The sequence below is a fragment of the Bradyrhizobium manausense genome (assembly GCF_018131105.1).
In the GTDB taxonomy this organism is placed as follows: domain Bacteria; phylum Pseudomonadota; class Alphaproteobacteria; order Rhizobiales; family Xanthobacteraceae; genus Bradyrhizobium; species Bradyrhizobium manausense_B.
In genome coordinates, this window is record NZ_JAFCJI010000001.1 from 1,564,041 (window position 1) to 1,588,835 (window position 24,795).

Consider the following 24,795-nt stretch of genomic DNA (forward strand, 5'->3'; position numbering starts at 1 on the left):
CCGCATCCGCGGCCGGCGTCGTCCGTTGCACTCTTGCAGACCGGGTCCATAATGACATGAGGGGCCGCAACGGAGAGGATTCCTCATGCTGTTCGTCGAGGCCAATGGCGCCAAAATCCCGGCGATCGGACTCGGGACCTGGGAGCTGAGCGGCCGCACCTGCGCCCGTGTGGTCGAGCAGGCGCTGCGGCTCGGCTACCGTCACATCGATACCGCCCAGGTCTATGAGAATGAGCGTGAGGTCGGCGACGGATTGCGCGCCTCCGGCGTCCGCCGCGACGATGTCTTCGTCACCACGAAGGTCTGGACCAACCATTTCGCGCCTCACGATCTCGAACGCTCGGTCAAGGAGAGCCTGGTGCAACTGCGGCTTCCCGCCGTCGACCTGGTGTTGCTGCACTGGCCCAATCCACACGTGCCGCTTGAGGAGACGCTGGGCGCGCTGGCGCATGCCAGGCGCATGGGGCTGACGCGCCACATCGGCGTCTCCAATTTCACGGTGGCGCTGATGGAGCAGGCGGTCTCGCTGTCGGGCGAGCCGCTGGTCTGCAATCAGGTCGAATATCATCCCTATCTCGACCAGGAGAAGGTGAGGGCGGCTTGCGACCAGCACGGGATGGCGCTCGTTGCCTACAGCCCGATCGCCAAGGGCCGCATCAAGGCCGACCAGACGCTCGCGGCCATCGGTCGCGCCCATCACAAGACGGCGGCGCAGGTTGGGCTGCGCTGGCTGGTGCAGCAGAATGTATCTGCAATTCCCAGAACGTCGCGCGTCGAGCGCCTGTCGGAAAACATCGAGATCTTCGATTTCGAGCTCTCGGATGACGAGATGGGGCAGATCGCTGCGCTGGCCAGCCCCAAGGGTCGCCTGACCGATTTCGGCTTCGCGCCGAAATGGGATTGAGGGGGAACTTGGGTATGCTAGGAGCAGGACGGCAACCCAAGATCGGGCGATGGAACCGCGGAAGCTCATACGGACGGACATTGCGGCGTCAGCGATCGCGCATCTGACGCTGGTGGCGCTGATCATCGTGATCAGCGAGGTCCATCCATTTCATGCCGCGCCGCCCGAGACCGTTGCGGTCGATATCGTCACGCCGGAGCAGGTGAAGCAGGAAGAGGCGAAGGCGGAGGAGAAAGCCCAGGAGGAGAAGCCGCCCGAGCCGCTCCCCGACTTCAAGCTGCCGAAGCTCGACGTCGCCGACAATGACAAGCCGGACCCATCACCCAAGTCTGCGGCCAAAGAGAAGCCGGCGCCGCAACAGAAGCAGGCCCAGCCGTCACAGGCGGCGAAGCAGCAAGAGGTCAACGCGCAGCCGCAACCCCAGCAAACTCAAGCGCAACAGCCGCCTGCGATGCCGCAGCCGCAGGCCACGCCTCCGGCCTACCGGGTGCCGGAGCCTGATATCACCATGAAATACGGCGTGATGCTGGGCCTGCCTCCCGAAATGCCGCCCCCGCCGAAAGACGCGCCCAAGGATGACGGCGGCGATGCCAAGGATTCCATCGCCGCCAAGCTGCCGCCCGAGGTGATTGCCGAGCTTCGCCGTCACCTGAGGAGCTGCTCGAAACTGCCCGCGGGGGTCGCGGCGAGCGATGCCGTGCGCATCCGGCTGCGTGCGGTGATGGCCACCGACGGCACGCTGGCGCGCGCGCCGATCCTGATCGAGGCGCCACCGTCCGCGAAAGGCGTTGCCATCGTGAAATCAGCGATGAGCGCGCTCCAGGCCTGCCAGCCCTACAAGATGCTGCCCGCGGACAAATACGCGGAATGGAGCGTGATGGATCTTTCCTTCACGCCCCAGGATTTCGGATCGTAGAGGGGGCCACGGTGCCACAATCCTCTGTGTTGCCCGACGGGCAAAACACCGCGAACGCTGTCAATCTGTCTCCGTAAAAATATTCCACTTTACCGAAATTCGGAAATGGCGTAGATATCGCTCATCCCGGCTCATCCTTGAGGGGCGATCGTACGTCGTCACGATTTGCGAGCCGGGCTTGCGGTGGACGCGGCAGCGTCGGCACGAGGGGTGCGGGCAGGGCGGGTAGTCCCTGTGAGTCCGAGACCGCGTGCGGACGAACGGCGCTGTGAAGTTCGTCGCGCCAACATGTTTCCCGTAACGTCGACAGCGCGGGATGACCCTGTGGCGCCAACGAACGCGCGTACGGCAAAACCGTGTGGTCCCGGCCGTCGTCGCTACGGTCAAGCTTTCGTGGAGGTGTGGAGCGTCCAACCGGATCAACCACATCGTCAATTCGCGGGGCGAGGGAGGCCAGAAGGAATTCGGCTCCCGGGAGAGCACGGCATAAGCCGTCAACCCATCGCGCAGGGAAGGCCGTGTGTTGGGCTTCACCTGTATGCTGCTGTGCGGTCTTTCACTGCGCTACATCTCGCGCGGCGGACCGCGGGTGCCAGCCGGCACCCGGCCTTCCCTGCGCCCTCTTGGACAAAGAGGGTGAAGAGATCAAGCAAAGCTCGGGCGAATTGCGTCGCGAGAGCGCGAAAGCGTGGCCGTGACCGCAGGATGGGTAGAGCGAAGCGAAACCATCCTGCAAGATGACGATGCGGAAAGAGCCAACCTCAACGCCCGCGCTTCAACCCCTCGTCGCCCGCCATCACCTCCGGCGCCATCGCGGACCAGGCACTCGACGCGAATTGCCGCCGCCAGGTCACGACCACCACGGCCGCGGTGGTCACGAACAGCACCCACGGGCTGACGAACCAGCCGAGATAGCCGAGCGCGAAGAAGAAGGCGCGCTGACCGCGGTTGAAGTGACGGCCGGCGGATTCGAACACGCGCGAGGTGCGGAGGACATGGGCCTCAGCTTCGGGCGTGTCGCGCATCGAGGACGGCGGCATGCCGCCGAACAGGATCGCGACATAGTTGAACAGGCGATAGGCCCAGGCGAATTTGAAGAAGGCGTAGACGCAGATCAGCACGAGGCCGACGCATTTCAGCTCCCACAGCGCGGGCGAAGGGCTGAGGTCGATCGGCAGCTTGCCGAGAATGGCGATGGCGTCGTTGGTCGCATGCAGCAGCGCCAGCGCGCCGCCGAGCGCGAACAGGCTGGTGGAGGCAAAGAAGGCGGTGCCGTTCTGGAGCGAGGCCATGATCTGCATATCGACCATGCGCGCATCGCGATCGAGCAGTCGGCGCACCCAGACTTCGCGGTAGCGGTTCATCCGCGCCGACAGGCTGTCGCGGCCATAGGCGGAGTGCTCGAGCGTGGCGGCATAGACCAGCCATTCGATGATGAAGAAGCCGACGGCAGTGATGTCGACCCAATGCCTGCCCATGTCTTTGTCTCTCCTCGCGAGGCATCACGATTGCCATGCGTGGTCGGGTGCGGCAACGATTGATTGGCGGCAGGCGATGGCGTTAAAAGCAGCCGCACAGACGGACTTACGGAAGGACCAGTGACATGGCAGCGCTCAAGCTCGCGATCGGCAACAAGAACTACTCGTCATGGTCGATGCGGCCCTGGCTCGCGCTCCGCGCCAACGACATCCCGTTCGTTGAGACCGTGATTCCGCTCTACACCGACAATCCCGCCGACAAGGAGCAGATCCTGTCCTTCAGCCGCGCCGGCAAGGTGCCGGTGCTGGTCGACGGCGACATCACGGTGTGGGATTCGCTTGCCATCATCGAGTACATCGCCGAGCGCTTTCCCGAGAAGAAGCTGTGGCCCGACGACGTCGCGGCCCGCGCCCTTGCCCGTTCGGTGTGCGCCGAGATGCATTCCGGATTCATGGCCTTGCGCAATGAATGCGGCATGAACCTGCACCGTCCGGTGCGGCCCGTGACGCTGTCGGCGGACGCCAAGGCCAACATCGCGCGCGTGCAGGAGATCTGGCACATATGCCGGACCCGCTACGGAGCCGGCGGACCGTTCCTGTTCGGCCGCTTCGGTGCGGCGGACGCGATGTACGCGCCGGTCGTGCATCGCTTCCGCACTTATGCCATCGAGGTCACGCCCGAGACCAACGCCTATATGGATACGATGATGGCGATGCCGGCGTTCGACGAATGGACCCGCGACGGCCTCGCCGAAACGCTTGTCATCGAAAAGTTCGAGAACGTGTGAGCGAGCATGATCCGGCAAAATGGACACTGGTTCTCCGATGGGACCGTGCTCACTTGAAAATGTAATGAGCGCCGCTTGACGGCATGCTGGCTCGCGGCGCTCAATCAGGGGAAGTGACGGCTCAGGAGAGGGGACGGCAATGGGAATTCTGGACTCGCTGGAGAACAATCCCGCACTGCGTAGCGCGCTCGGTCAGCTCGGCGCCGCCGTTCTGCCGGCCGTGCTGGGCGAGGTGATGGGCAACAACAACCAGGGCGGCCTCGGTGCGATCGTCGCAAAGCTCCAGCAGGCGGGCTTCGGCGACCAGGTGAAGTCCTGGCTTGGCAACGGCCACAATCTGCCGATCTCGGCCGACCAGCTCCGTGCGGTGCTTGGCAGCGACACCGTCCGCCAGCTTGCCGCGCGCTACAACATCCCGGTCGACCAGCTCGGCGAGATCCTGGCCCAGGAGCTGCCCAAGGCGGTGGACCAGGCGAGTCCGGAGGGCCACCTCCCGCAGGGCGCCTGAGGCCTCCGGTTCCGGCGGTATTGCAGGCCGCCTGGTTCCCCAGTTATCACCCTGAAAACGTTGCGGGATTGGCGCGGCTGCCATGGCTGTATACTGCTGGCCAAAACGCCGCAGCGCGTGCTATAGGTCACACCGGGTTTTCAGCCGGTCCGTCGCAGTGGGACCCTGGGCACGGCCGGCGCTGTTTGAGTGATGGAGATGGGCGTTGAAGCATAAATTCCCCGTGGGGACGCGCGTATTGTTCACTGCCAGCAACGTCGCGCGCCCGGCTGCGAGTGGGGCGTACGAGATCATTCGTCTGCTGCCGACGGAAGGCGATGACTGTCAGTATCGGATCAAGAGCTCGACCGAAGCCTTTGAACGGGTTGCCAAGGAAAGCCAGCTCGCGCAGTCCTGACGGCGCGTGACATCGACGACGCGGACGAACTCGCTTCGCCCGCCGTCAAAAGGCCCGCTTCGCCTCGGCAAGGTGGGCCGGGGGCAGTTGCCGACTCGCGGTGCTCGCTTGACCATCAGCTCTTTGCTCGCGTGAGGGGACATCGCGCATGAACTGGGCTTGGGCCTCGTCGCTCGACCAAATCTGGCGCTCACCGGCCTTCCCGATGTGGATGACGCTGGCTGCTGCCGGCTTCTTCGGATTGATCCTGCTGATCACGCTCGTGCGTGCCGAGAAATCGGTCGCCAACGGCGCCCTGACCGTCATCACGCTGCTCTCGATCGGCATCGCGGTGGCCGCCACCATGCGCATCTATGGGCCGGTGGGGCACGAAACCTCGACTGCGGAAGCCCGCACGCAAGCCACGGTGACCGCGACCCTGCCGGCGCTGGCCTGCCTCGACGATCTCGCCGGTGATGCCGTGGCCATCGGGTGCGAGAAGGCGCTGTTCGGTACACCCGATGCCGCTGCAGCCGCCGTTGCCTATACGGCGGCCCGGATCGACCGGCTGACCGCGCTCGGCGATGCCGCGACTGCGGATCAGAGCCTGACGCTCGACACGAAGGTGCTGCGCAAGGCGCTGGAGCACGATCGCTACGGCCTCGTGGCTCAGGTGCTGGTCGCGCGCGATGGCTGCACCCAGTTCGATTGCGCCGCGTTCCGCTCGCTGACGGATCAGCAGCAGGTCGCTGCCAACATGGATTCTCATCTCTATGATCAGCTGGTCGCGCGCTACGCGCCGACCTGGAATACGCCCGCAGCGGCGCCGGGAGGGTTGCCGCCGAACGCGATTGCCGTGTTGCCGCCATCGATGCCGACGGGCAAGCCGACCAATGCCGAGTTCCCGAGTGCCTCGTCGACCCCGCCGGTGAGCATCATGACTCCGGAGCCGCCGACGGCAGCCACGCGCCAGGCGCCGTCCGCCAACGCGGCGGCAGCACCGGCGCCACGCGCGCCGGCCTCGGCTCAGGCCACAGCACCGGCGGCAAAGAGGCCACCCGCGCCGAAGGCTGCCCGCGCACCGGTCGCTCCGCCGGTTCCGCTGACGCCGCCGCCGGGCTCGGCTCCCGCGGCTGCGGATAACAACTAGTTCGGCTTTGAAAAGCTGCGCATGGCCCGCTAATGCTGGGCCATGCCACTCCATCTGATCAAGCTTGCCGTCGGCTGCGACTCCGTCAAGGAATTGAAGGGGTGGATCGCCGAACGGATGCAGACGGCCAAGAAAAAGGGCCTGCCGCAACACCACATCCACGTCACCCGCATGGTGCCGAAGCGCGACGCCGAGATCCTGGCGGGCGGATCGCTCTACTGGGTCATCAAGGGTGAGGTCGCCGCACGTGAAAAGATCATCGGCATCGAGCCGTTCCGCGACAAGGACGGTATCGGTCGCTGCCGGATCGTGATGCAGCCAAAGGTGATCTCGGTGTCGCCGCGGCCGATGCGCCCGTTCCAGGGCTGGCGCTATCTCACCGACGATTCCGTGCCGATCGATCTCGGCAAGTCCGCTGCCGGCTCCATCGCGGCGATGCCGGAGCCGATGCGGCGCGAGCTGCGCGATCTCGGGCTGCTCTAGACCGCGATATCGTCGATCAGCCGCGCAGCCGGCTAACCTTAATAAGCGCCGGTCGTGGACGCCGTGCATCGACATCGGGCACAGCATCCTGTGCTGCGAGGTTGTCGCATCATCGTCTGTTGAGTCACCGACGCGACACCACGACGCGATTCATGATGACCATCAGCCCACCCGCGATTTCGTCATCCTGACACGCATTTCACTTGACCGCAGACGCGGCCAATTCGAAGATATTGCTTAAGGGGTGTTGAGGATCGCCATGCTTGTGCAGGCCAGCCAAAGCCAATCCGGCTCGGCGCATGTCGTCGTGCTCGGCAATGAAAAGGGCGGCTCCGGCAAATCGACCACCGCCTTGCACATTGCAGTTGCGCTCCTGAAGGCCGGTCAGCGCGTCGCCACCATCGACCTCGACTGCCGCCAGCAAAGCTTCACGCGCTACATCACCAACCGCTCCGCCTGGGCGCGCCGCACCAGGCTCGATCTCGAGTTGCCGACGCATCGCTGCATCAAGCTCGGCGAGACCATGCAGGTCGCAGAGAACGAGAATTCCGAGTTCCTTCAGTTCATGGAGGCGGTCTCGGCGGTGGAGAGCAGCTTCGACTTCATCGTCATCGATACGCCCGGCACCGACAGCTACCTGATGCGGCTGGCCCATTCGATGGCCGACACGCTGGTCACGCCGATCAACGACAGCTTTCTCGACTTCGACGTGCTCGGCACCGTCGATCCGGCCAATTACGCGGTAACAGGTGAAAGCCACTACGCCGAGATGGTGCGCGACGTCAGGCGCAAGCGCCGTCAACTCGACGGCTCGACCACCGACTGGATCGTGGTGCGCAACCGCCTGTCGATGCTCGGTTCGCGCAACAAGCAGCTCGTCGCCGAAGGGCTCAAGGATCTGTCGCTGCGGCTCGGCTTCCGATACGTCGACGGCTTCGCCGAGCGCGTCGTCTATCGCGAGTTCTTCCCGCGCGGCCTGACGGCGCTCGACGAGATCGACGAGACCACGCTGGGGATGCGGCCCAATCTGGGCCATCTCACTGCGCGGGAAGAGGTGACGAGCCTGCTGCGCCAGCTCAAGCTGCCGCTCGATGAGCGCGGCCGGCGCCGTGCGGCAAATCGCGCCGAATGGTTCAGCCAGGTCGACAAGCCGCTCGAGGTTCACGACATCCTCGGGGCTTAGGCGGTACGCGGCTACTTCCGGTCGATCATGACATCCCGGCTCCGGTGGGAACCCGGCGTACCTGAAGTCGTTTTCACCTGGCATTCACCGTAAAATTGAACCCGTTCGTGACGGGTTGCGTCAGATGGTCATCTGCACCCGGACGTAGCGGTATCAGAACAGGGTGCCCACCAAACGTGTGCGTCGCACAACGAAAGGGCTGCCGGTTCACAATATTTAGCCTTTCTGTCACGCCCCTGTGACATATATTAGGGAATAGGCGCGAAGGGGCCGAAGAGCTCCTCGAACAACACGATTTTCAACAGGGATCAGGTCGCAAGACCTGAGGCTGAGGACGAAAATGAAGCGTGGAATTGCCGTTCTGGTTTCGGTCGGTGCGCTCTGCGGTGTCGCCTATTTCACGGCGAGCAAGTGGGCCATCAGGCACGAGACCATCACCTTCTACGATGCTTCGCGCGACAATCGTCCCGTGCCTGTCGACATCGCCGTCCGCCGTGACAAGGAAATGCAGGCCGACGCCGGCATGATCACGCTTCCGGTTGCGGTGATCAATCACGGCAACACCGTCAAGAACACCGAGTACGGCTTCCTCGCCAACATCTTCGCTGCGCGCGGCTATTTGGTCGTGAGTCCGCAGCATGATCTGCCGACCGATCCGCCGATGGTGACCAAGCCCGGCGAGCTCTATGTCGGCCGTCTCCCGCAGATCCTGCGCGGTGTCGCCAACATTCATCTTGCGATGCAAGAGATGAAGAAGGTTCAGCCCAACGCCGACTACTCCAAGGTGACGATGGTCGGTCATTCCATGGGCGGCGACATCACCATGTATTTCGCCAAGCAGTATCCGGACGAGGTCAAGAAGGTCGTCACGCTGGACAATCTTCGCGTGCCTTTCGTCACTGCAGGCAAGTTCAAGATCCTGTCGTTCCGTTCTCATGATCCGCAGTTCAAGACCGATCCGGGCGTGATCCCGACGGACGAGGAATGCGAGAAGGCCGGAATTCAGGTCGTGAAGACCGATTTCCAGCACAACGACATGCGTGACACCGGTCCGGATGACGCCAAGAACTCGATCCAGGGCATGCTGGATAAATTCCTGAGCGATACCGACAGCGCGATCGCGCCGGTCGATACCCGTTCGGCTCCGCCCAAAATCCTGGAGCCTGGTCCGGTCGCTCTGATGTCGCCGGCCAAGAGCTGATCCGCTCCGCGGTAACCGGAAACAAGTCTTAAAGCCTCCGCTGGCTCCCGCCCGCGGAGGCTTTGCACATTGACCGGGCAGGCCGCGCTATCCACATTGGTGACAGACACCAAATGTGAGCCCAGATGCCCGGCGATTCCATCAAACCGCGCGATAGCGATGCCGTCTCGGCGAAAGCCGACAGTGACGGCGCGTTGCCACGGGCAACGACCTCGACTTCGGAGGACGTCGCCGCCTTCGTCGCCAAGGCGCATGCGCTGTCGCCGCATGCGCCCGGTGCGAAGGGCCGCATGATCTTCGCGCTGGATGCGACAATGAGCCGGCAGCCGACATGGGACATGGCCTGCGCACTTCAGGCCGACATGTTTCGCGAAGCCGCGTCCCTTGGCAGCCTCGACATCCGGCTCGTCTACTACCGCGGCTACAACGAATGTCGCGCCACGGGATGGATTTCGGACAGCGGCAAGCTTGCGACGTTGATGAGCAAGATCGATTGCCGCGGCGGCGACACCCAGATCGGCCGGGTGCTGACCGACGCGCGCCGCGAGGCGGTTGCATCAGGCGTGCGTGCCGTGGTCTTCGTCGGCGACGCCATGGAAGAGAAGGTCGATGCGCTCTGCGCCAAGGCTGGCGAACTCGGGATGCTGAAGGTGCCGGTGTTCCTGTTTCAGGAAGGCCATGATGCGGTCGCCGAACAGGCGTTTCGCGAGATCGCGCGTCTGACCGGCGGTGCCTGGTGCCGGTTCGATCCGGGCGCGGCGGCGCAACTGCGTGACCTGCTCCGAGCCGCCGCAGCCTATGCCGCTGGCGGCCGCGAGGCGCTGCTGAGATTGGCGAAGACGGCGAGCGGCGCGGCGCAACTCATTGGGCAGATGAAATAGTGCGTCAAGCCGGCGCGGCTTGCGCCGGAGACGGAGCCGCAACTGGCTGCGGCAGCAGGCGTCGCTGTACTATCAGGCGCAGCGTGCCGAGCGCGATTAGCCCGACCACGATATTGGCCGCCGCGAACAGGTAGGGCGCAAGCATCGCAATCGCGCCGGTGTCGCCGTGGCCAACCATGCGGATCGGAGCGATCGCGAGCGCGGTGGCACCGAAGGTGAAGCCCCAATAGGACACCGAGAATGGCTGCTCCATGATCCAGGGCAAGAGACGAAGCAGCAGAAGCGCCATCATCAACCCGTATCCGATGAGGATATGCGCGAACATGTCGGGGATGCCGCCATTGATTGCGAGATAGGCGACCGTGCCGACCACGGGCGGTGCGAGCTGAATGCCGAGCGTCGGCCGCAGCGCGACGGGCAGGGTCTCGACCGTATAGAGACGGTGCAGCAGCACGGACTCGATGGCGAGCCAGGAGAACAGCGCAACGCCGAACGCGAGCTGCCCCCAATCGGGGTAGCCGAGCGCCCCCGAGACGCCGGCCGCAACGAAGCCGCCTGCAACGGTCGGCAAATAGAGGACTGGTGTTGTTGCGGTGTGATCGCGGTTGCCGCGCCACAACAGCCCCGTTCGCCATAGCGCGAAACCGAGCGTGAACGCCAAGCCGACCCCGAACAGGCTGATGCCGGCACGGTGCGAATAGGGCTCTACGGCGAGCGCGATCAGCATTGTAGCGACGCCGGCGAGGCCAATGAAGCAGCACTGTACGGGATGATGGGCTTCAGCGAGCGACTCGGCACGCGCGAAAATCCAGCGCAGCGCAAAGAGTACGATCAGCGCAGCCCAGACGACGCAGGCGAGACCGAGAATGATTTCGCCGATGATCGCTGGAAAATGCCAGACTTGGTGCGCGGCACGCCAGGCATTGCCGAGACCTGCGAGGCCAAGGACGATACCGAAGAAAGCGGCCGGTACGATCGGTGGCTTGAATCCGTTGCTCATCGTTCCCCCAAAAACCTCACCGGCACTCCCTACGATAGTGAGGTCCGTCGTTACCGCCGAGAGTGCCGGAGTTGAACCTCTCGTGTCACCTTCCGATCGTGGACGGAGGGAAGGACACCATGCTTTTTGACAAGAGGCCGACTATATTCCCGCCATGACCCTGATCGCTGGCCTCGTCGCCGTTATCACACTTTATCTGTTGCTCCAGATGTTCCGCGCCGCCAATCCGGCGGTGTTGGCGCGTGCCATCAAGGTGGGCGGCGGCGTGGTCGCGCTCGCGGTGGCCGCCTTCACGGGCTTGAAGGGCGAATTGGCAGTCGCGATCCCGCTCGGTTTGTTCGGCGCCGGATTGCTGGGCTGGGCACCGTTGGCGAACGCGGGGTTCGGCAATATCGGAGGCATGTTCGGCGGCGGCGCGGCACGCTCTCCCGGCCAGAGCTCGCGCGTGCGCTCGCAATTCCTGGACATGCGGCTCGATCATGAGACAGGCCAGCTCTCTGGGCAGATCGTTGCCGGGCCTTACGCGGGGCGTAGCCTCGACGAGTTCGATCTAGCGAGCCTGCTGGCGATGGTCCCGGCGTTCGACGCCGAGAGCGTGGCCTTACTTGAAAGCTATCTGGACCGCCGGTTTCCCGCCTGGCGTCAGGACGCGCAGGGCAACGCGACAGGGGGGCAGCGCCGCACGGCGGCGAGCGGCAAAATGACGACGGAGGAGGCCTATCAGATCCTTGGCTTGCAGCCGGGGGCGGGGCGCGACGACATCAGCCGGGCGCACAAATCCCTCATGAAGAAACTGCATCCCGACCAGGGGGGCTCGACGTATCTCGCTGCCCGGGTAAACGAGGCCAAGGATACTCTGCTTCGTACGCATAACGGCTAACTCCGGCACCACGCTACAAACGCCCGTACCGCGTGAGCTCCGCTTGCTCTGTCTGACGTCGCCCCGATGCCCGCCGTTGTCGGCGTGGTCGATCCCTTGAGTAAAGTTTTAACCGTAAATCCTTGACGAGAGGTTGTCGTGGAACAGCCTCCAGCGCCACAGCATCCCCGAAAACAAAAATGCCCGCGCAACCGCGCGGGCATTTCGATTTGGAAGGCTAGGAGAGGTCAGTTGCGGACGGTCATGCAGGAAATGTCGGCGCGCTTCAGCGTCCGGCACACCGCCTCGGCCTGGTCCCGCTCGAGCCCGGCGAAGCGGGCGCGGTAGAGCTTGCGATTGTCCCTGGCGACGACAGGCTCGGTGAACGGATCGGCCCTGCTGAGCAGGCCGCGGGCCGAGCTGCGGGCCGCTTCGATGCGCTGCTGGGCTTCACTCTCGCTCTCGAGTGCGCCGACCTGGACGATCCAGCCGCTATGGGTGACCGCGGGCTTGGTGGTGGCGCTCATCTGGATCGGCTGCGGGGCCGGATCGGCGGAGGCAAGCCTGGCGACCGGGGCGGGGGGCGCAGCGGCGGTGGCCGCCGGCAGCACGCCGAGGATGCCGTTGCCGGTGCCGAAGCCCGCCGGCTGTTGCGGCATTTCGGTCCGGGCGACCTCGGCCCTGGCGGGCTCCGGCTTGTTGATGATGTCGGCCCGGGCGACAACGGCGCCGGAGGTCTCGGCGACATCGTTGCGTGACGAAATCGTGTTGGTAACCTGCGGGGCGACCTGTGTCGGGGCGGCGGATGCAACCTTCACAGCGCCGGCCTTGACCTGAACCGTCTTGACCCGGACCGGCTTCATCGGCTCGGACGAGCCCGGAATGAGGGAGAGCGGCTGGCTCGCGATCACGCCATTGGTCAGCGGAGCGGGCTCGATCTTGGACTCCATGGGCCTGACTTCAGGCTTGGGCTGAGCCGGCGGCATTGCGGCGGTCGCAGCTGCAAGGGCCGACAGACGCGAGGCGAGACGCGACGCGGCTGGCTCGGGGGTAGGAGCGACCTGAGCCTGCGGAACGGGGCGGGCCGGGGTATCCGACGCGTCGGCGACCTCGGCGGCGGCGTCAGCGCCGTTGCGCTCGGTCACGGCAGCAACGGTATGGGTGGTCGCGCCCTTTTCGAGATTCTCCGCGAGCAGGTTGCGCATGATGGCGTCGCGCGAGCCGCCGCTGCGGCCGCCCATCACCACGCCGATCAGATGGCGGTTGCCGCGGCGCATCGAAGTCACGAGATTGAAGCCGGAGGAGCGGGTATAGCCGGTCTTGATGCCGTCCACGCCCTCGACGCTGCCGAGGAGGTGATTGTGGTTGCGGATCTGCTCACCGCGCCACGTGAACGAGGTGGTCGAGAAGTAGCGATAATAGCGCGGGAAGCGCTCCTGGATGGCGCGGCCGAGCGTGGCCTGGTCGCGCGCGGTGGTGACCTGCTCGTCGTTCGGCAGGCCGTTGGCATTGCGGTAGATCGTCCTGGACATGCCGAGCGCGCGCGCCTTGCGCGTCATCATCGCGGCGAAGTCGTCCTCGTCGCCGCCGATCGCTTCCGCGATCACGACAGCGGCGTCATTGGCGGAGCGGGTGACGAGACCCTTGATCGCGTCTTCGACGCGGATGGTCTGGCCGGCATGCAAATTGAGCTTGGTCGGATCCTGGTCGGCGGCGTGCTGAGACACCGGCATCTCGGTGTCGAGCTTGATCTTGCCGGATTCGAGACGCTCGAACAGCAGATAGAGCGTCATGATCTTGGTCAGCGAAGCGGGGTGACGCAGTCCGTCAGGGCTTGTTGACTGGAGCACCGCGCCGGAATTGGCGTCGACGATGATCGACGCGAATTTCGGGCTGGAGCTCTCGGACGCTTCGCGCTGGACCCGATGGTGCGCGTAGTGGCGCCGGGAGCGCCGCGCATCGGCAGCATCGGTCGTGAAGATGACGGCTGTGGTGACCGTGAGAAGCCCGAAAACGCCAACCCGCGCCAAGCGCGAGGAAGACCAGTTGTTACGAAGCATGGAACCCCGTCCCCGTTTGTGACTTGATCACCGGCTCGTGAGGCGAAATTGTGCCCTGCGGACCCGGGATCATTACCTGCTCAGGCTGTCCCTCCGCTGGTGCTCGCCGCGGGGGACGTTGGGCCTGAACCGCTGTTCTGGCTAAGGTGATGTTCTCAAACGGCTTTTGACCGCTTGCGGAAGGTGAACACGTCCAGGGAATCAGGGTAGGGCGCTGCGGTTTCCAAAAGCTTAAGGAACCCTTGCGGGAAACCCCGGGAATCTCCGCAACATGCATCTATTTTTGTGCGTCGCACAAGATTCTTGACTTTTTTGTGCATTGCACTATTCTTGGGCAGAGTCAGGGAGCCGGGGCTTCCGGACAAGAGCCAGGGAAAAGGATTCCAAGATGTTCAAGGTTGAAGACTTCCAGAACTACGGGAAAGAGCATTTCGAGACGTGCGTTGCTTCCGCGACCTCGGTGCAGCACGGCCTCCAGGCGATCGCCAGCGCTTATGGCGACTACACCAAGAAGTCCTTTGAAGACACCAAGTCCTTCGTCGAGAAGCTGTCCGGCGTGAAGTCGCTGGACAAGGCGGTGGAAGCTCAGACCGATTTCGCACGGTCCGCCTACGAGACCTTCGTTGCGGAATCGCAGAAGATCGCCGGTCTCTACAGCGACCTCGCCAAGCAGGCGTTCAAGCCGGTCGAGACGGTCGTGTCGAAGTTCACCCCGGCGGCCCAGTAATTCTCTAGGCTCCTGGAATCGAAAAGCCCGGCTGAACCAGCCGGGCTTTTTTTTGTTTGTTGGGATGGCGTCGTTAGCGTGCCACGCGCAGCTTCGACAGCGACGTTCCGATGTCCTTGAACACCGACACGGTCTGGCTTGCTGACGTTACCAGATAGAACTTGTCGGTACCGCTCGCGCAATATTGCAGCACGGTCGACGTCGGGTCGCTGCCCGTGTTCACCTGCACCGTATAGATCGTGATGTTGGCTGCCTTTGCGTTGTCACACAGCTTCTTCTGCCGCGCGTCGATCTGGGAGGCGCTGGTGTACCAGCGGTTCTGCGTGTTCAGACCGTCGGACAGCAACACGATCGCGTCTTTGTTGGTGTAGTTGGTATCCTTGGCCGGCGCGTTCATGGGATCGCCAGTCGACAGCGTCTGCCAGCCCCATGCGAGGCCGATGCTCTGGTTGGTGTTGCCCGTCGGGGTCAACTTGCCGATGAGTGTCTTCAGAGACGCCCAGTCGTAGCTCAGCGGCATGATCGGTTGGATGTAGGCCGAACTGGCGGAATTGCAGTACGAGTATTGTTCGGCCGGGAACAGCGTCGACGAATTGCTGGCCGTGGGGGTCGTGTTCTTGGTGTCGTAGTCCTGGTCGCGGTCCGTTGCGCAGCCGTTCCAGGTGTTGTGGTTCTTGGGTGTCCACGTCTTGCCAGCGTTCACACAGCTCGACTGCTTGGAATAGCTGGTGTTGCTGCATGAGCCGTTCACAGCATCCCAGTCGGCCCAGTCGATCCAATACTTGCTGTAGTTGGTACTTCCGGCGTTGACGTCCTTGGAGAAGGGGACGATCGAGATGTAGACGTCGCCGTCGTTCTTGGCGAGCGCGCTCAGTTGATCGACGAGGTTCTTGGCGGCGGTCTGCATCGCCGGCATCTTGCCGTCGTCGGCCATCGATCCCGTGACGTCGAGCACCATGGCCACGCGCATGCGCACGAGACCCCAGGCGCTGGTCGACGTCGTGTTGACGTCGAGCGTCGGGAAGCCGGCGATTTTCATGAAAGTGGTTGTGAAGTTGCCGTCACCGGTGAGCTGGATGGTCGAGCCCATTGACGTGCTCGCCGTGTAGCTCGCGGTGACCGTCACGTTCGGCAGTGCGCTGGTGTCGGTGAACAGCCCATTGAAATAGGCGGTTGCCTTCGTGCTGAGCTGCGACGTGGTGATGGCGCCGGAGGACAGGTCCTTCGACAGCATCAGCGCTGCGGAGTCGAGGGCGGCCTGCATTGAGGAGCGCGCCTGGACGGCACGGCTGTAATCCACCGCCGCACCGACGAAGCTCAGGATCGGGACGAGGGCGATGGCGAAGATCACGGCAATATTGCCTTGCTCGGCCCGGGCGAAACGGGCGAGTTGTCGTCCAATTCGATTGACAACGGGTAGGCAAGACATGGCGATCCCCGGGATCTGTGGTTTTGCCGGATTTCACGCCACATCCTTCAACGGCGGGTAAATTGGACCCTACAAAAACGGAGGAATCCCGGGGCAAACCGACGCGGCTGTGTCCAAGTCAGGTTCCTGGTCAACACGTTCTGAACAGGTTGATGGGAAATTTTGTCAAATCGGCCCGGATTGATTAACCTTGTCCAGGATCGCCCGGACCGGGAATCGGGACCGCCGCGGCCGCATCGGCTGGACCGTTGCAAGCTTGCGGCGGGCCTGGGGCGGGCCCATATTCCATGCAGTCGATCCGGGTTTGACCGGACCGGTGGGAAGCGGCGATCCAACAAGGCGGTGCGCCAGTGCGAGGTCCCGGGATTGGGGCCGCGTGGTGGACCGTCATACGCTTCCGTGGGGAATTTGAACGCCTGAGCCATGCCGCAACTGACTTCCAGACTCGACCTGTCCGCCACCGCCAACGCTCCCCGGATGAGCAATGACGAGAACCGTTCCGGAAGCCCGGCGGGTCCGAACACGTCTGTCATCACCAAGGTCAAACCGAAAACCAAGCGGCCGAACCTCTACCGTGTGCTGATCCTGAACGACGACTACACGCCGATGGAATTCGTCGTCCATGTGCTGGAGAAGTTCTTCCAGAAGGACGTCGAAGCAGCGACCAAGATCATGCTGCATGTCCACCATCACGGTATTGGCGAGTGCGGCGTGTTCACCTACGAGATTGCCGAGACCAAAGTGACGCAGGTGATGGATTTCGCCCGCAAGCATCAGCACCCGTTACAATGTGTGATGGAAAAGAAGTAGGGCGCGTTCGAATCCCGAGTTCTTTAGAGTCGTTCTGTTCGCGCGATGTGTGATGTCAGCGCTATATCGCTGCATGCTCCGGCGAAAATCAGTGTTGACGTCAATCCTGCCCAAATGGGTAGTTTTGCCCAAATCGGAACGGGTTTTGCATCGAGAGTGCGATGGGCGCGTATTGCCCATCGAGTCGCGGAACCGGTCTTTTGCCGCGGTCTTGTATAACTATATGTGACAAAGGTTGTTGTTGCCTGACCGGGCGATGGCGATCATGATGGTGGGGGCCATAGAGGACGCGAATGCCGACTTTTTCTCAAAGCCTTGAACAATCCCTGCATCGTGCGCTGGCGATCGCCAACGAGCGTCATCACCAATACGCGACGCTCGAGCATCTCCTGCTTTCCTTGATCGATGACTCCGACGCAGCAGCCGTTATGCGTGCCTGTAGCGTCGATCTCGACAAGCTCCGCACGAGCCTTGTCAACTATCTTGAAACCGAATTCGAAAACCTGGTGACGGATGGCGCCGACGACGCCAAGCCGACCGCCGGTTTCCAGCGCGTGATCCAGCGCGCAGTGATTCACGTGCAGTCCTCCGGTCGGGAAGAGGTGACCGGTGCGAACGTACTGATCGCGATTTTCGCCGAACGCGAGAGCCATGCCGCCTACTTCCTGCAAGAGCAGGACATGACGCGCTACGACGCCGTCAACTACATCAGCCACGGCATCGCCAAGCGACCGGGCGTCTCCGAGGCGCGGCCGGTGCGCGGCGTCGACGAGGAGACCGAGGCCAAGGGTAACGAGGACGCCAAGAAGAAGGGCGAGGCGCTCGAGACCTATTGCGTCAACCTCAACAAGAAGGCGCGCGACGGCAAGATCGATCCGGTGATCGGACGCAATTCCGAGATCAACCGCGCGATCCAGGTGCTGTGCCGCCGCCAGAAGAACAATCCGCTGTTCGTGGGCGAAGCCGGCGTCGGCAAGACCGCGATCGCAGAGGGCCTGGCCAAGCGCATCGTCGACAGCGAGGTGCCGGAAGTTCTGGCGGCTGCGACCGTGTTCTCCCTCGACATGGGCACGCTGCTCGCGGGCACGCGCTATCGCGGCGACTTCGAGGAGCGCCTGAAGCAGGTGCTGAAGGAGCTCGAGGCGCATCCCAATGCCATCCTGTTCATCGACGAGATCCACACCGTGATAGGCGCGGGCGCGACGTCGGGCGGGGCGATGGATGCCTCGAACCTGCTCAAGCCGGCGCTCGCCTCGGGCACGATCCGCTGCATGGGCTCGACCACCTACAAGGAATACCGCCAGCACTTCGAGAAGGACCGTGCGCTGGTGCGGCGCTTCCAGAAGATCGACATCAACGAGCCGACCGTCGAGGACGCGATCGCGATCCTCAAGGGCCTCAAGCCCTACTTCGAGGACTACCACCGGCTGAAGTACACCAATGAGGCGATCGAGGCTGCGGTGCAGCTCTCGTCGCGCTACATCCACGACCGCAAGCTGCCCGACAAGGCGATCGACGTGATCGACGAGTCCGGCGCAGCGCAGATGCTGGTCGCCGAGAACAAGCGCAAGAAGACGATCGGCATCAAGGAGATCGAGACCACGATCGCCTCGATGGCGCGGATCCCGCCGAAGAGCGTGTCGAAGGACGATGCCGAGGTGCTCAAGCATCTCGAGCAGACCCTGAAGCGCACAGTGTTCGGCCAGGACAAGGCGATCGAGTCGCTTGCCGCTTCGATCAAGCTCGCCCGTGCAGGCCTGCGCGAACCGGAGAAGCCGATCGGCTGCTATCTGTTCTCGGGTCCGACCGGTGTCGGCAAGACCGAAGTTGCAAAGCAGCTCGCGGCGTCGCTCGGCGTCGAGCTGCTGCGCTTCGACATGTCCGAATACATGGAGCGGCACACCGTGTCGCGCCTGATCGGCGCGCCGCCCGGCTATGTCGGCTTCGACCAGGGTGGCCTGCTCACCGACGGTGTCGACCAGCATCCGCATTGCGTGGTGCTGCTCGACGAAATCGAGAAGGCCCATCCTGACCTCTACAACGTGCTGCTCCAGATCATGGACCACGGCCGGCTCACCGACCACAACGGCAAGCAGGTCAACTTCCGCAACGTGATCCTGATCATGACCACGAATGCGGGCGCTTCGGATCTCGCCAAGCAGGCGTTCGGCTTCACGCGTTCCAAGCGGGAAGGCGACGATCACGAGGCGATCAACCGGCAGTTCGCTCCGGAATTCCGCAACCGTCTCGATGCCATCGTCTCGTTCGGCCATCTCAGCGTCGAGGTGATCGGCACAGTGGTCGAGAAGTTCGTGCTTCAGCTCGAGGCGCAGCTCGGCGACCGCGACGTCACCATCGAGCTGTCCGAGCCCGCCAAGACCTGGCTGGTCCAGCACGGTTATGACGAACAGATGGGCGCGCGGCCGATGGCCCGTGTGATCCAGGAGCACATCAAGAAGCCACTGGCTGACGAGGTGCTGTTCGGCAAGCTCAAGGGTGGCGGTCATGTCCGCGTCGTCCTGGTCAAGGACGAGGCAGATGAGACCAAGGACAAGATCGGTTTCGAGTTCGTCGAGGGCCCGGTCACGCCGAAGCAGGAAAAGCTGCCCGGCACCCGCAAGCGCCCGCCGGGCAAGCCCAACAAGCCGGGCGGTCCCGGCGGCTCCAAGGGGCCGACCTCGAAGGGCCCGCTGGTCAAGGCTTGATCGCCGCGTCATGAATCGAAAAGGCCGGCTGAAAAGCCGGCCTTTTTGTTGGCCCGCATCGCAAATTGTCTGACGTTATTCGCCGCGCAGGCGCTGGTCGTCCTGCACACGGACCTGTTCGGCGCCACGCGCGCCCGCGGGGGACAGTCGCAGCATGCTCAGCATGGCGCCGCAGAGGGCAAATCCGACGCCGGTGAGAAGCGCGATCCGCGTTCCCTCAATCGGATAGCGTCCGAGGAACAGCGCGACCAGCGCAGCCCCCGTGGTCTGGCCGAGCAGGCGCGCCGTGCCCAGCATGCCGCTGGCACCGCCGGCGCGCTCGCGCGGTGCGGCCGCGATCATGGTGCGGTTGTTGGGGGTCTGGAACAGGCCGAAGCCGACACCCGCCAGCGCCATCCGCCAGACGATGTCGAGCGGCGTGGGGTTCGAGGGCAGGAAAGCGAGCGAGGCAAGGCCACAGGCGAACAGCGTCAGCCCGATACCGCCGAGCAGGCCGGCCGGATAATGCTCGACCAGGCGACCTGCCAGGGGGGCTGCGAACGCCACTGCGATCGGCCATGGGGTGATCAGGAGGCCCATATGCACGGCCGAATAGCCGAAGCGGCTCTGCAGGTAGAAGGGGATCGCAACGAAGGCCAGCATCTGCCCGCAGAACGAGGCGATCGAGGTCGCGATCGACAGTCCGAACACCGGGATGCGCAACAGGTCGACTGGCAGCAGCGGCGACTTCATGTGGGTTTCGCGATAAATCAGCAACGCGCCAGCGGCGATCGCGACGGCGAACTGGATGAGGCAGGTCATTGTCGCCTCGCCGTGACCGACGCTGTCGATTGCAGCGATACCGACGCCGAAGGTGATCGCCGAGAGCCCCGCGCTTTGCCAGTCGAAGGAATGGCTCGCCTGAATCGTATGCGGCAGACTGCGCAGGCCGAGGACGAGGGTAATTGCGCCGAGCGGGACGTTGATGGCGAAGAGCCAGGGCCAGCTCCCAAACGCCAGGATGCCGGCGGCGAGCGTCGGTCCTACCGCAGCGGAAAAGGCGACGACGAGGGCGTTGAGCCCGATGCCGCGGCCGAGCAGGCTGCGCGGATAGGTGAAGCGGACCAGCGCCGAGTTGACGCTCATGATGCCAGCCGCGCCGAAGCCCTGGATGATCCGCGCGATCGTCAGCAGCGGCAGCGTATGCGCCAGCGCGCAGAATGCGGATGCGAGCGTGAACAGTACGAGGCCGACCAGATAGACGCGGCGATATCCGACGATCTCGCCGAGCGACGCCAGCGGCAACAGCGAGATCGTGATGGCGAGCTGATAGCCGTTGACGATCCAGATCGAGAAGGCCGGGCTCGCGTTCAGGTCAGCCGCGATGGTCGGCAGCGCGACGTTGGCGATGGCGCTGTCGACGACGGCCATGATGATGCCGAGCGCAATGGTCAGAACCGCAAGGTTGCGCTGCGGCTGCGGCAGTCCGTCGGCATGCTCGATCGGGACAGACGACATGGTGTAGGCGTGCTTGATTCGAGCCGTGATGATCCCCGGATTAGGAAATTGTACCGTCCATCGCAACCCGGCAGGACGCGGGCAGTTCCTGTGTCGGAAGCAGGTCTCCCGGCGCCGCGGACATAAGTCGCACGGCTCGGCTTGATGTGATCCAAGCCGGGCCGCGTTGAAGGTCCGCTCTTTACACGGGCGGCGGATTGCGGTCGGAGAAGGTCCCGCGCTGGTGCCAGTACGGATAGGGCAGCGTCACCTTGCTCGCGGCATCGAGCTTGTCGATATGGTCCTTGGTCAGGGACCATCCAACCGCGCCGAGATTTTCGCGCAGCTGCACTTCGTTGCGCGCCCCGATGATCAGCGTCGAAACGGTCGGACGCTGGAGCAGCCAGTTCAGCGCGATCTGCGAGACGCTCTTGCCGGTCTCCTTGGCCACCTCGTCGATGGCATCGACGACGCGATAGACGTGTTCGTCGGGCACGGGCGGCCCGAAATCGGCAGTCTTGGGCAGGCGGCTCACTTCCGGCTTGGGCTGGCCGCGGCGAATCTTTCCGGTCAGGCGACCCCATCCGAGCGGCGACCAGACCACGGCGCCGAGCCCCTGATCGAGGCCAAGCGGCATCAGCTCCCACTCATAGTCGCGTCCGACCAGCGAGTAATAGGTTTGGTTGGCGACATAGCGCGGGAAGCCGTGCTTGTCGGCAACGCCGAGCGACTTCATCAGGTGCCAGCCCGAGAAATTCGAGACGCCGACATAACGGATCTTGCCGGCACGCACGAGCACATCGAGGGTGCTGAGCACTTCTTCCGGCGGCGTCATGGCGTCAAAGCCATGGAGCTGGAAAAGGTCGATATAGTCGGTGCCGAGGCGGCTCAGCGAACTGTCGATCGCTGCGAGCAAATGCTGCCGCGACGAGCCGATGTCGTTGGGGCCGTCGCCGAAGCGGAAGGTGGCCTTGGTCGAGACCAGCACCTTGTCGCGGCGGCCCTTGATGGCTTCGCCGAGGACGCGTTCGGACTCGCCGAGCGAATAGACGTTGGCGGTGTCGAACATCGACACGCCGGCCTCGAGACAAATGTCCAGAAGGCGCCGTGCTTCCGTGGCATCGGTCGTCCCCCATGCCGCGAGGCGGCCGACGCCGCCGAACGTGCCCGTGCCAAGGCTCAAAGCGGGCACCATGAGGCCGGATCGGCCCAAGCGTCGGTATTCCATCGAACTGCTCCTCGCGACCGCTGATTGATTGACGCGGCCTTGGAGGAAGATCGTAGTGCAAGCAGCCGCGTTGTCCTATCGCGCACCGACATACCGGCCTTGCTCGGGAATGGCCTAGTCGTGCAATCGCATGTCATCGAAGACCGCATCCGCGACGGGCGCACCGATCGCTGTCACAGCAGGTTGCGCTTCGCTCCTCACCGCGGACCAAGGAACGCAGGCGGGTTCGTGGGCGTGCTGCGGCAGGAGCGTCAAGCCCCAGCCCACCAGGACCAGCACCGCGAGCCGGATTGCGATCACACTCAGCACCAGCTCCGAGCCCGATATCGTCGCGTGAGTCCTCATGCGCGCCAGCCTGATGCAGGTCGCACAACGTGACAATCTGGAATTGGCGAGCATGGCCTTCGCCTGGCGCGAAGGCTTGGAGTGATAGCTGAGTGGAATGGATGTCAGTGCCGTAGTTGGCTCTGCCTGAAGTCGCGTGGCGACATCCCGAAATGGTCGCGGAAGGCCCGGCCGAAATGCGACACGTCGTTAAAGCCCCAGGCAAACGCGATCTCGCTGATGTGGCGATGGGCGAGCACGGGCGAGGCGAGGTCGCGTTTGCATTGCGCGAGACGCTCGGCGAGCACATGGCGCTGGAACGAGGTGTCCTCGTCGGCGAGGAGATCGTTGATGTAGCGCGAGGAGATGCCGAGCGCGGCGGCGGTCTCGGCCAGCGAGAGTTCGGGATCGGCGAGGCGCGCGCGGATATGCGCCTTGAGCCGGTAGAGCAGGGCGGAGCGATGGGTCGAGGATGGCAGCGACGCTCCGCCGAGCCGTTCGCTCAGCGCCATCGCGAGCAAGTCGACGGCCTGCTCGGAAAGGGTGGCGGCGCTATTGGGCGCGAGCCGGTCCGCGCTCTGGCAAAGCCTGAAGATGAAATCATAGGCGAGCCGTTCGAGCGGCGCATCGGCCCCAAACGTGATCGCCGTCAGCGTCTCGGTGCCGCCGAGCCGGCGCTGCAACATCTCGCGGGGTACCTTGAAGATGGTCTGGGCGAAGGTGTCCCTGAACTTCAGCTCATAGGGACGCGTGGTGTCGTAAAGCGCGAACTCGCCGGGATGGATCACGGTCTCGCGGCCGTCCTGTACCACGCCGCCATCGCCACGATTGCCGAGAGCGACCAGAACGTAATCCTGATCCGAGCGCGCGATACGCGAGGGCGTGCGGAAAACATGCTGACGGTCGGAACAGACCTCGGAGCAAACGGCCTTGCCGAGCCCGACTTGCGTGACCGAGCCGTGAAAAGCGCTGCCGAGGTCGGACTTGCAGTCAAGCCCGACGAAGACGTCGCAGACGATGTCCTGCCAGAGGGCAAGCCGCCGGTAGCCGGGGCTGCCGTCTGTCGTGAACTGGATTGTCATCGGCAGGCCTCCCTCTCACGTCAAGCAAAGCGCTTGGTGGCGCAGATCCGGCCTGATTGCAGGCAAGTTCCGTACCGGGCGCGATTCCTTCCAGTCGACTTTTTGTTCCGCCGTGGTCGAGCGCGCGACCGCCCGGCTTGGCCCAATAGACTGCATCGGACGTGGTCTTGGATCAACCGGCAATGGAGGCGGCAATGGGCATTGAACATCCGAAATACAAGGTCGCGGTGGTGCAGGCGGCGCCCGCCTGGCTCGATCTCGACGCCTCGATCGACAAATCGATCGCCCTGATCAGGGAGGCCGCCGAGAAGGGCGCCAAGCTGATTGCATTCCCGGAGGCTTTTATCCCGGGCTACCCCTGGCATATCTGGATGGACTCGCCGGCCTGGGCGATCGGCCGCGGTTTCGTGCAGCGCTATTTCGACAATTCGTTGTCCTACGACAGCCCGCAGGCCGAGCGACTGCGCGACGCCGTCCGGAAGGCCAAGCTCACCGCCGTGTTCGGTCTGTCCGAGCGCGATGGCGGCAGCCTTTATCTGGCGCAATGGCTGATCGGGCCCGACGGCGAGACCATCGCCAGGCGCCGCAAGCTGCGGCCGACCCATGCCGAGCGCACAGTCTATGGCGAGGGCGACGGCAGTGATCTTGCGGTCCACGCACGCCCCGACATCGGCCGCATCGGCGCGCTGTGCTGTTGGGAGCATCTTCAGCCGCTGTCGAAATATGCGATGTACGCCCAGAACGAGCAGGTTCACATCGCCGCATGGCCAAGCTTCTCGCTGTACGATCCCTTTGCGCCGGCACTCGGCGCCGAGGTCAACAACGCCGCCTCGCGCGTCTATGCAGTCGAAGGCTCCTGCTTCGTGCTTGCGCCTTGCGCGACGGTGTCGCAGGCGATGATCGATGAGCTCTGCGACCGGCCGGACAAGAATGCGCTGCTGCACGTGGGCGGTGGCTTTGCCGCCATCTACGGGCCCGACGGCAGCCAGATTGGTGACAAGCTTGCGCCGGATCAGGAGGGGCTGCTGATCGCCGAGATCGACCTCGGCGCTATCGGCGTCGCCAAGAACGCCGCAGATCCCGCCGGGCATTATTCGCGGCCCGACGTCACGCGGTTGCTGCTCAACAAGAAGCCGTACAAGCGCGTCGAGCAGTTCGCGCTGCCGGTGGATACCATTGAGCCTACGGACATCAACGCTGCTGCAAGCTGATCGCCGGGATCAAGGG

Annotated in this window: 23 protein-coding genes; 15 read left to right on the forward strand and 8 right to left on the reverse strand. The window is 63.9% G+C overall.

The genetic code is table 11. The annotated features are described in order from the left end of the window. Nucleotides 1-85: 85 nt before the first annotated feature. Both JQ631_RS07255 and JQ631_RS07260 read left to right on the forward strand, forming a co-directional pair. Nucleotides 86-904: an aldo/keto reductase gene (locus JQ631_RS07255; RefSeq protein WP_212325076.1), complete on the forward strand. Its 819-nt coding sequence runs from the start codon at nucleotides 86-88 to the stop codon at nucleotides 902-904. Nucleotides 905-953: 49 nt separating this feature from the next. Next, nucleotides 954-1,820: a hypothetical protein gene (locus JQ631_RS07260; protein ID WP_212325077.1), complete on the forward strand. Its 867-nt coding sequence runs from the start codon at nucleotides 954-956 to the stop codon at nucleotides 1,818-1,820. A 761-nt stretch (nucleotides 1,821-2,581) separates the two neighbouring features. On the opposite strand, the gene JQ631_RS07265 is transcribed toward JQ631_RS07260, so the two are convergent. Next, the gene (locus JQ631_RS07265; RefSeq protein WP_212325078.1) at nucleotides 2,582-3,298 is read right to left on the reverse strand and encodes a DUF599 domain-containing protein; all 717 of its coding nucleotides are present in this window, start codon (nucleotides 3,296-3,298) and stop codon (nucleotides 2,582-2,584) included. Between the two features lie 125 nt (nucleotides 3,299-3,423). Here JQ631_RS07265 and JQ631_RS07270 point away from each other — a divergent pair, with 125 nt between their 5' ends. The 8 genes from JQ631_RS07270 (at nucleotide 3,424) to JQ631_RS07305 (ending at nucleotide 9,868) form a co-directional block, all read left to right on the forward strand. After that, a complete protein-coding gene (locus JQ631_RS07270) occupies nucleotides 3,424-4,086 on the forward strand; it encodes a glutathione S-transferase family protein (RefSeq protein WP_212325079.1) in 663 nt (220 codons plus the stop codon). A 139-nt stretch (nucleotides 4,087-4,225) separates the two neighbouring features. Beyond that, on the forward strand, nucleotides 4,226-4,594 hold the full coding sequence (locus tag JQ631_RS07275) for a YidB family protein (protein ID WP_212325080.1): 369 nt from the start codon (nucleotides 4,226-4,228) through the stop codon (nucleotides 4,592-4,594). Between the two features lie 205 nt (nucleotides 4,595-4,799). Then, on the forward strand, nucleotides 4,800-4,991 hold the full coding sequence (locus JQ631_RS07280; protein ID WP_212325081.1) for a hypothetical protein: 192 nt from the start codon (nucleotides 4,800-4,802) through the stop codon (nucleotides 4,989-4,991). A 148-nt stretch (nucleotides 4,992-5,139) separates the two neighbouring features. Further along, nucleotides 5,140-6,120, forward strand: a complete 981-nt coding sequence (locus tag JQ631_RS07285) for a hypothetical protein (protein ID WP_212325083.1) — start codon at nucleotides 5,140-5,142, stop codon at nucleotides 6,118-6,120. A gap of 42 nt (nucleotides 6,121-6,162) precedes the next feature. Continuing rightward, complete coding sequence (locus JQ631_RS07290; protein WP_212325085.1) at nucleotides 6,163-6,603, forward strand: DUF1489 family protein; 441 nt, start codon at nucleotides 6,163-6,165, stop codon at nucleotides 6,601-6,603. A gap of 259 nt (nucleotides 6,604-6,862) precedes the next feature. Next, nucleotides 6,863-7,786 (forward strand): division plane positioning ATPase MipZ, encoded by a 924-nt coding sequence (locus tag JQ631_RS07295; RefSeq protein ID WP_212325088.1) that lies wholly within the window; start codon nucleotides 6,863-6,865, stop codon nucleotides 7,784-7,786. Between the two features lie 340 nt (nucleotides 7,787-8,126). Then, nucleotides 8,127-8,987: an alpha/beta fold hydrolase gene (locus JQ631_RS07300; protein WP_212325090.1), complete on the forward strand. Its 861-nt coding sequence runs from the start codon at nucleotides 8,127-8,129 to the stop codon at nucleotides 8,985-8,987. A 125-nt stretch (nucleotides 8,988-9,112) separates the two neighbouring features. Continuing rightward, entirely contained in the window at nucleotides 9,113-9,868 is a 756-nt protein-coding gene (locus JQ631_RS07305; protein WP_212325092.1) for a VWA domain-containing protein, read from the forward strand. A 4-nt stretch (nucleotides 9,869-9,872) separates the two neighbouring features. Here the strand turns inward: JQ631_RS07305 and tehA are convergent, their stop codons facing one another. Next, on the reverse strand, nucleotides 9,873-10,868 hold the full coding sequence (gene tehA, locus JQ631_RS07310; RefSeq protein WP_212325094.1) for a dicarboxylate transporter/tellurite-resistance protein TehA: 996 nt from the start codon (nucleotides 10,866-10,868) through the stop codon (nucleotides 9,873-9,875). 154 nt (nucleotides 10,869-11,022) lie between these two features. On the opposite strand from tehA, the gene JQ631_RS07315 reads away from it, so the two are divergent. Beyond that, entirely contained in the window at nucleotides 11,023-11,748 is a 726-nt protein-coding gene (locus tag JQ631_RS07315; RefSeq protein ID WP_212325096.1) for a DnaJ domain-containing protein, read from the forward strand. 227 nt (nucleotides 11,749-11,975) lie between these two features. On the opposite strand, the gene JQ631_RS07320 is transcribed toward JQ631_RS07315, so the two are convergent. Next, nucleotides 11,976-13,787: a serine hydrolase gene (locus JQ631_RS07320; RefSeq protein WP_212325098.1), complete on the reverse strand. Its 1,812-nt coding sequence runs from the start codon at nucleotides 13,785-13,787 to the stop codon at nucleotides 11,976-11,978. A 388-nt stretch (nucleotides 13,788-14,175) separates the two neighbouring features. On the opposite strand from JQ631_RS07320, the gene JQ631_RS07325 reads away from it, so the two are divergent. Further along, on the forward strand, nucleotides 14,176-14,514 hold the full coding sequence (locus JQ631_RS07325) for a phasin family protein (RefSeq protein WP_092236046.1): 339 nt from the start codon (nucleotides 14,176-14,178) through the stop codon (nucleotides 14,512-14,514). A 73-nt stretch (nucleotides 14,515-14,587) separates the two neighbouring features. Here the strand turns inward: JQ631_RS07325 and JQ631_RS07330 are convergent, their stop codons facing one another. Further along, a complete protein-coding gene (locus JQ631_RS07330) occupies nucleotides 14,588-15,943 on the reverse strand; it encodes a TadE/TadG family type IV pilus assembly protein (protein WP_212325100.1) in 1,356 nt (451 codons plus the stop codon). A 477-nt stretch (nucleotides 15,944-16,420) separates the two neighbouring features. On the opposite strand from JQ631_RS07330, the gene clpS reads away from it, so the two are divergent. Together clpS and clpA are read left to right on the forward strand one after the other, a co-directional pair. Then, the gene (clpS, locus tag JQ631_RS07335) at nucleotides 16,421-16,753 is read left to right on the forward strand and encodes an ATP-dependent Clp protease adapter ClpS (RefSeq protein ID WP_212328524.1); all 333 of its coding nucleotides are present in this window, start codon (nucleotides 16,421-16,423) and stop codon (nucleotides 16,751-16,753) included. Nucleotides 16,754-17,046: 293 nt separating this feature from the next. After that, nucleotides 17,047-19,458, forward strand: a complete 2,412-nt coding sequence (gene clpA / locus JQ631_RS07340; RefSeq protein ID WP_212325102.1) for an ATP-dependent Clp protease ATP-binding subunit ClpA — start codon at nucleotides 17,047-17,049, stop codon at nucleotides 19,456-19,458. A 75-nt stretch (nucleotides 19,459-19,533) separates the two neighbouring features. On the opposite strand, the gene JQ631_RS07345 is transcribed toward clpA, so the two are convergent. The 4 genes from JQ631_RS07345 to JQ631_RS07360 all read right to left on the reverse strand — a co-directional run bounded on the left by JQ631_RS07345 (nucleotide 19,534) and on the right by JQ631_RS07360 (nucleotide 23,568). Next, nucleotides 19,534-20,955: an MFS transporter gene (locus JQ631_RS07345; protein ID WP_212325104.1), complete on the reverse strand. Its 1,422-nt coding sequence runs from the start codon at nucleotides 20,953-20,955 to the stop codon at nucleotides 19,534-19,536. Between the two features lie 181 nt (nucleotides 20,956-21,136). Further along, nucleotides 21,137-22,162 (reverse strand): aldo/keto reductase, encoded by a 1,026-nt coding sequence (locus JQ631_RS07350; RefSeq protein WP_212325106.1) that lies wholly within the window; start codon nucleotides 22,160-22,162, stop codon nucleotides 21,137-21,139. A 114-nt stretch (nucleotides 22,163-22,276) separates the two neighbouring features. Further along, nucleotides 22,277-22,561, reverse strand: coding sequence for a hypothetical protein (locus tag JQ631_RS07355; RefSeq protein ID WP_249160187.1), 285 nt, complete (start codon nucleotides 22,559-22,561; stop codon nucleotides 22,277-22,279). 50 nt (nucleotides 22,562-22,611) lie between these two features. Continuing rightward, nucleotides 22,612-23,568: an AraC-like ligand-binding domain-containing protein gene (locus JQ631_RS07360; RefSeq protein ID WP_212325107.1), complete on the reverse strand. Its 957-nt coding sequence runs from the start codon at nucleotides 23,566-23,568 to the stop codon at nucleotides 22,612-22,614. Between the two features lie 194 nt (nucleotides 23,569-23,762). Between JQ631_RS07360 and JQ631_RS07365 the strand changes: the two genes are divergently transcribed. Continuing rightward, nucleotides 23,763-24,779: a carbon-nitrogen hydrolase family protein gene (locus tag JQ631_RS07365; protein WP_212325108.1), complete on the forward strand. Its 1,017-nt coding sequence runs from the start codon at nucleotides 23,763-23,765 to the stop codon at nucleotides 24,777-24,779. Nucleotides 24,780-24,795: the final 16 nt, after the last annotated feature.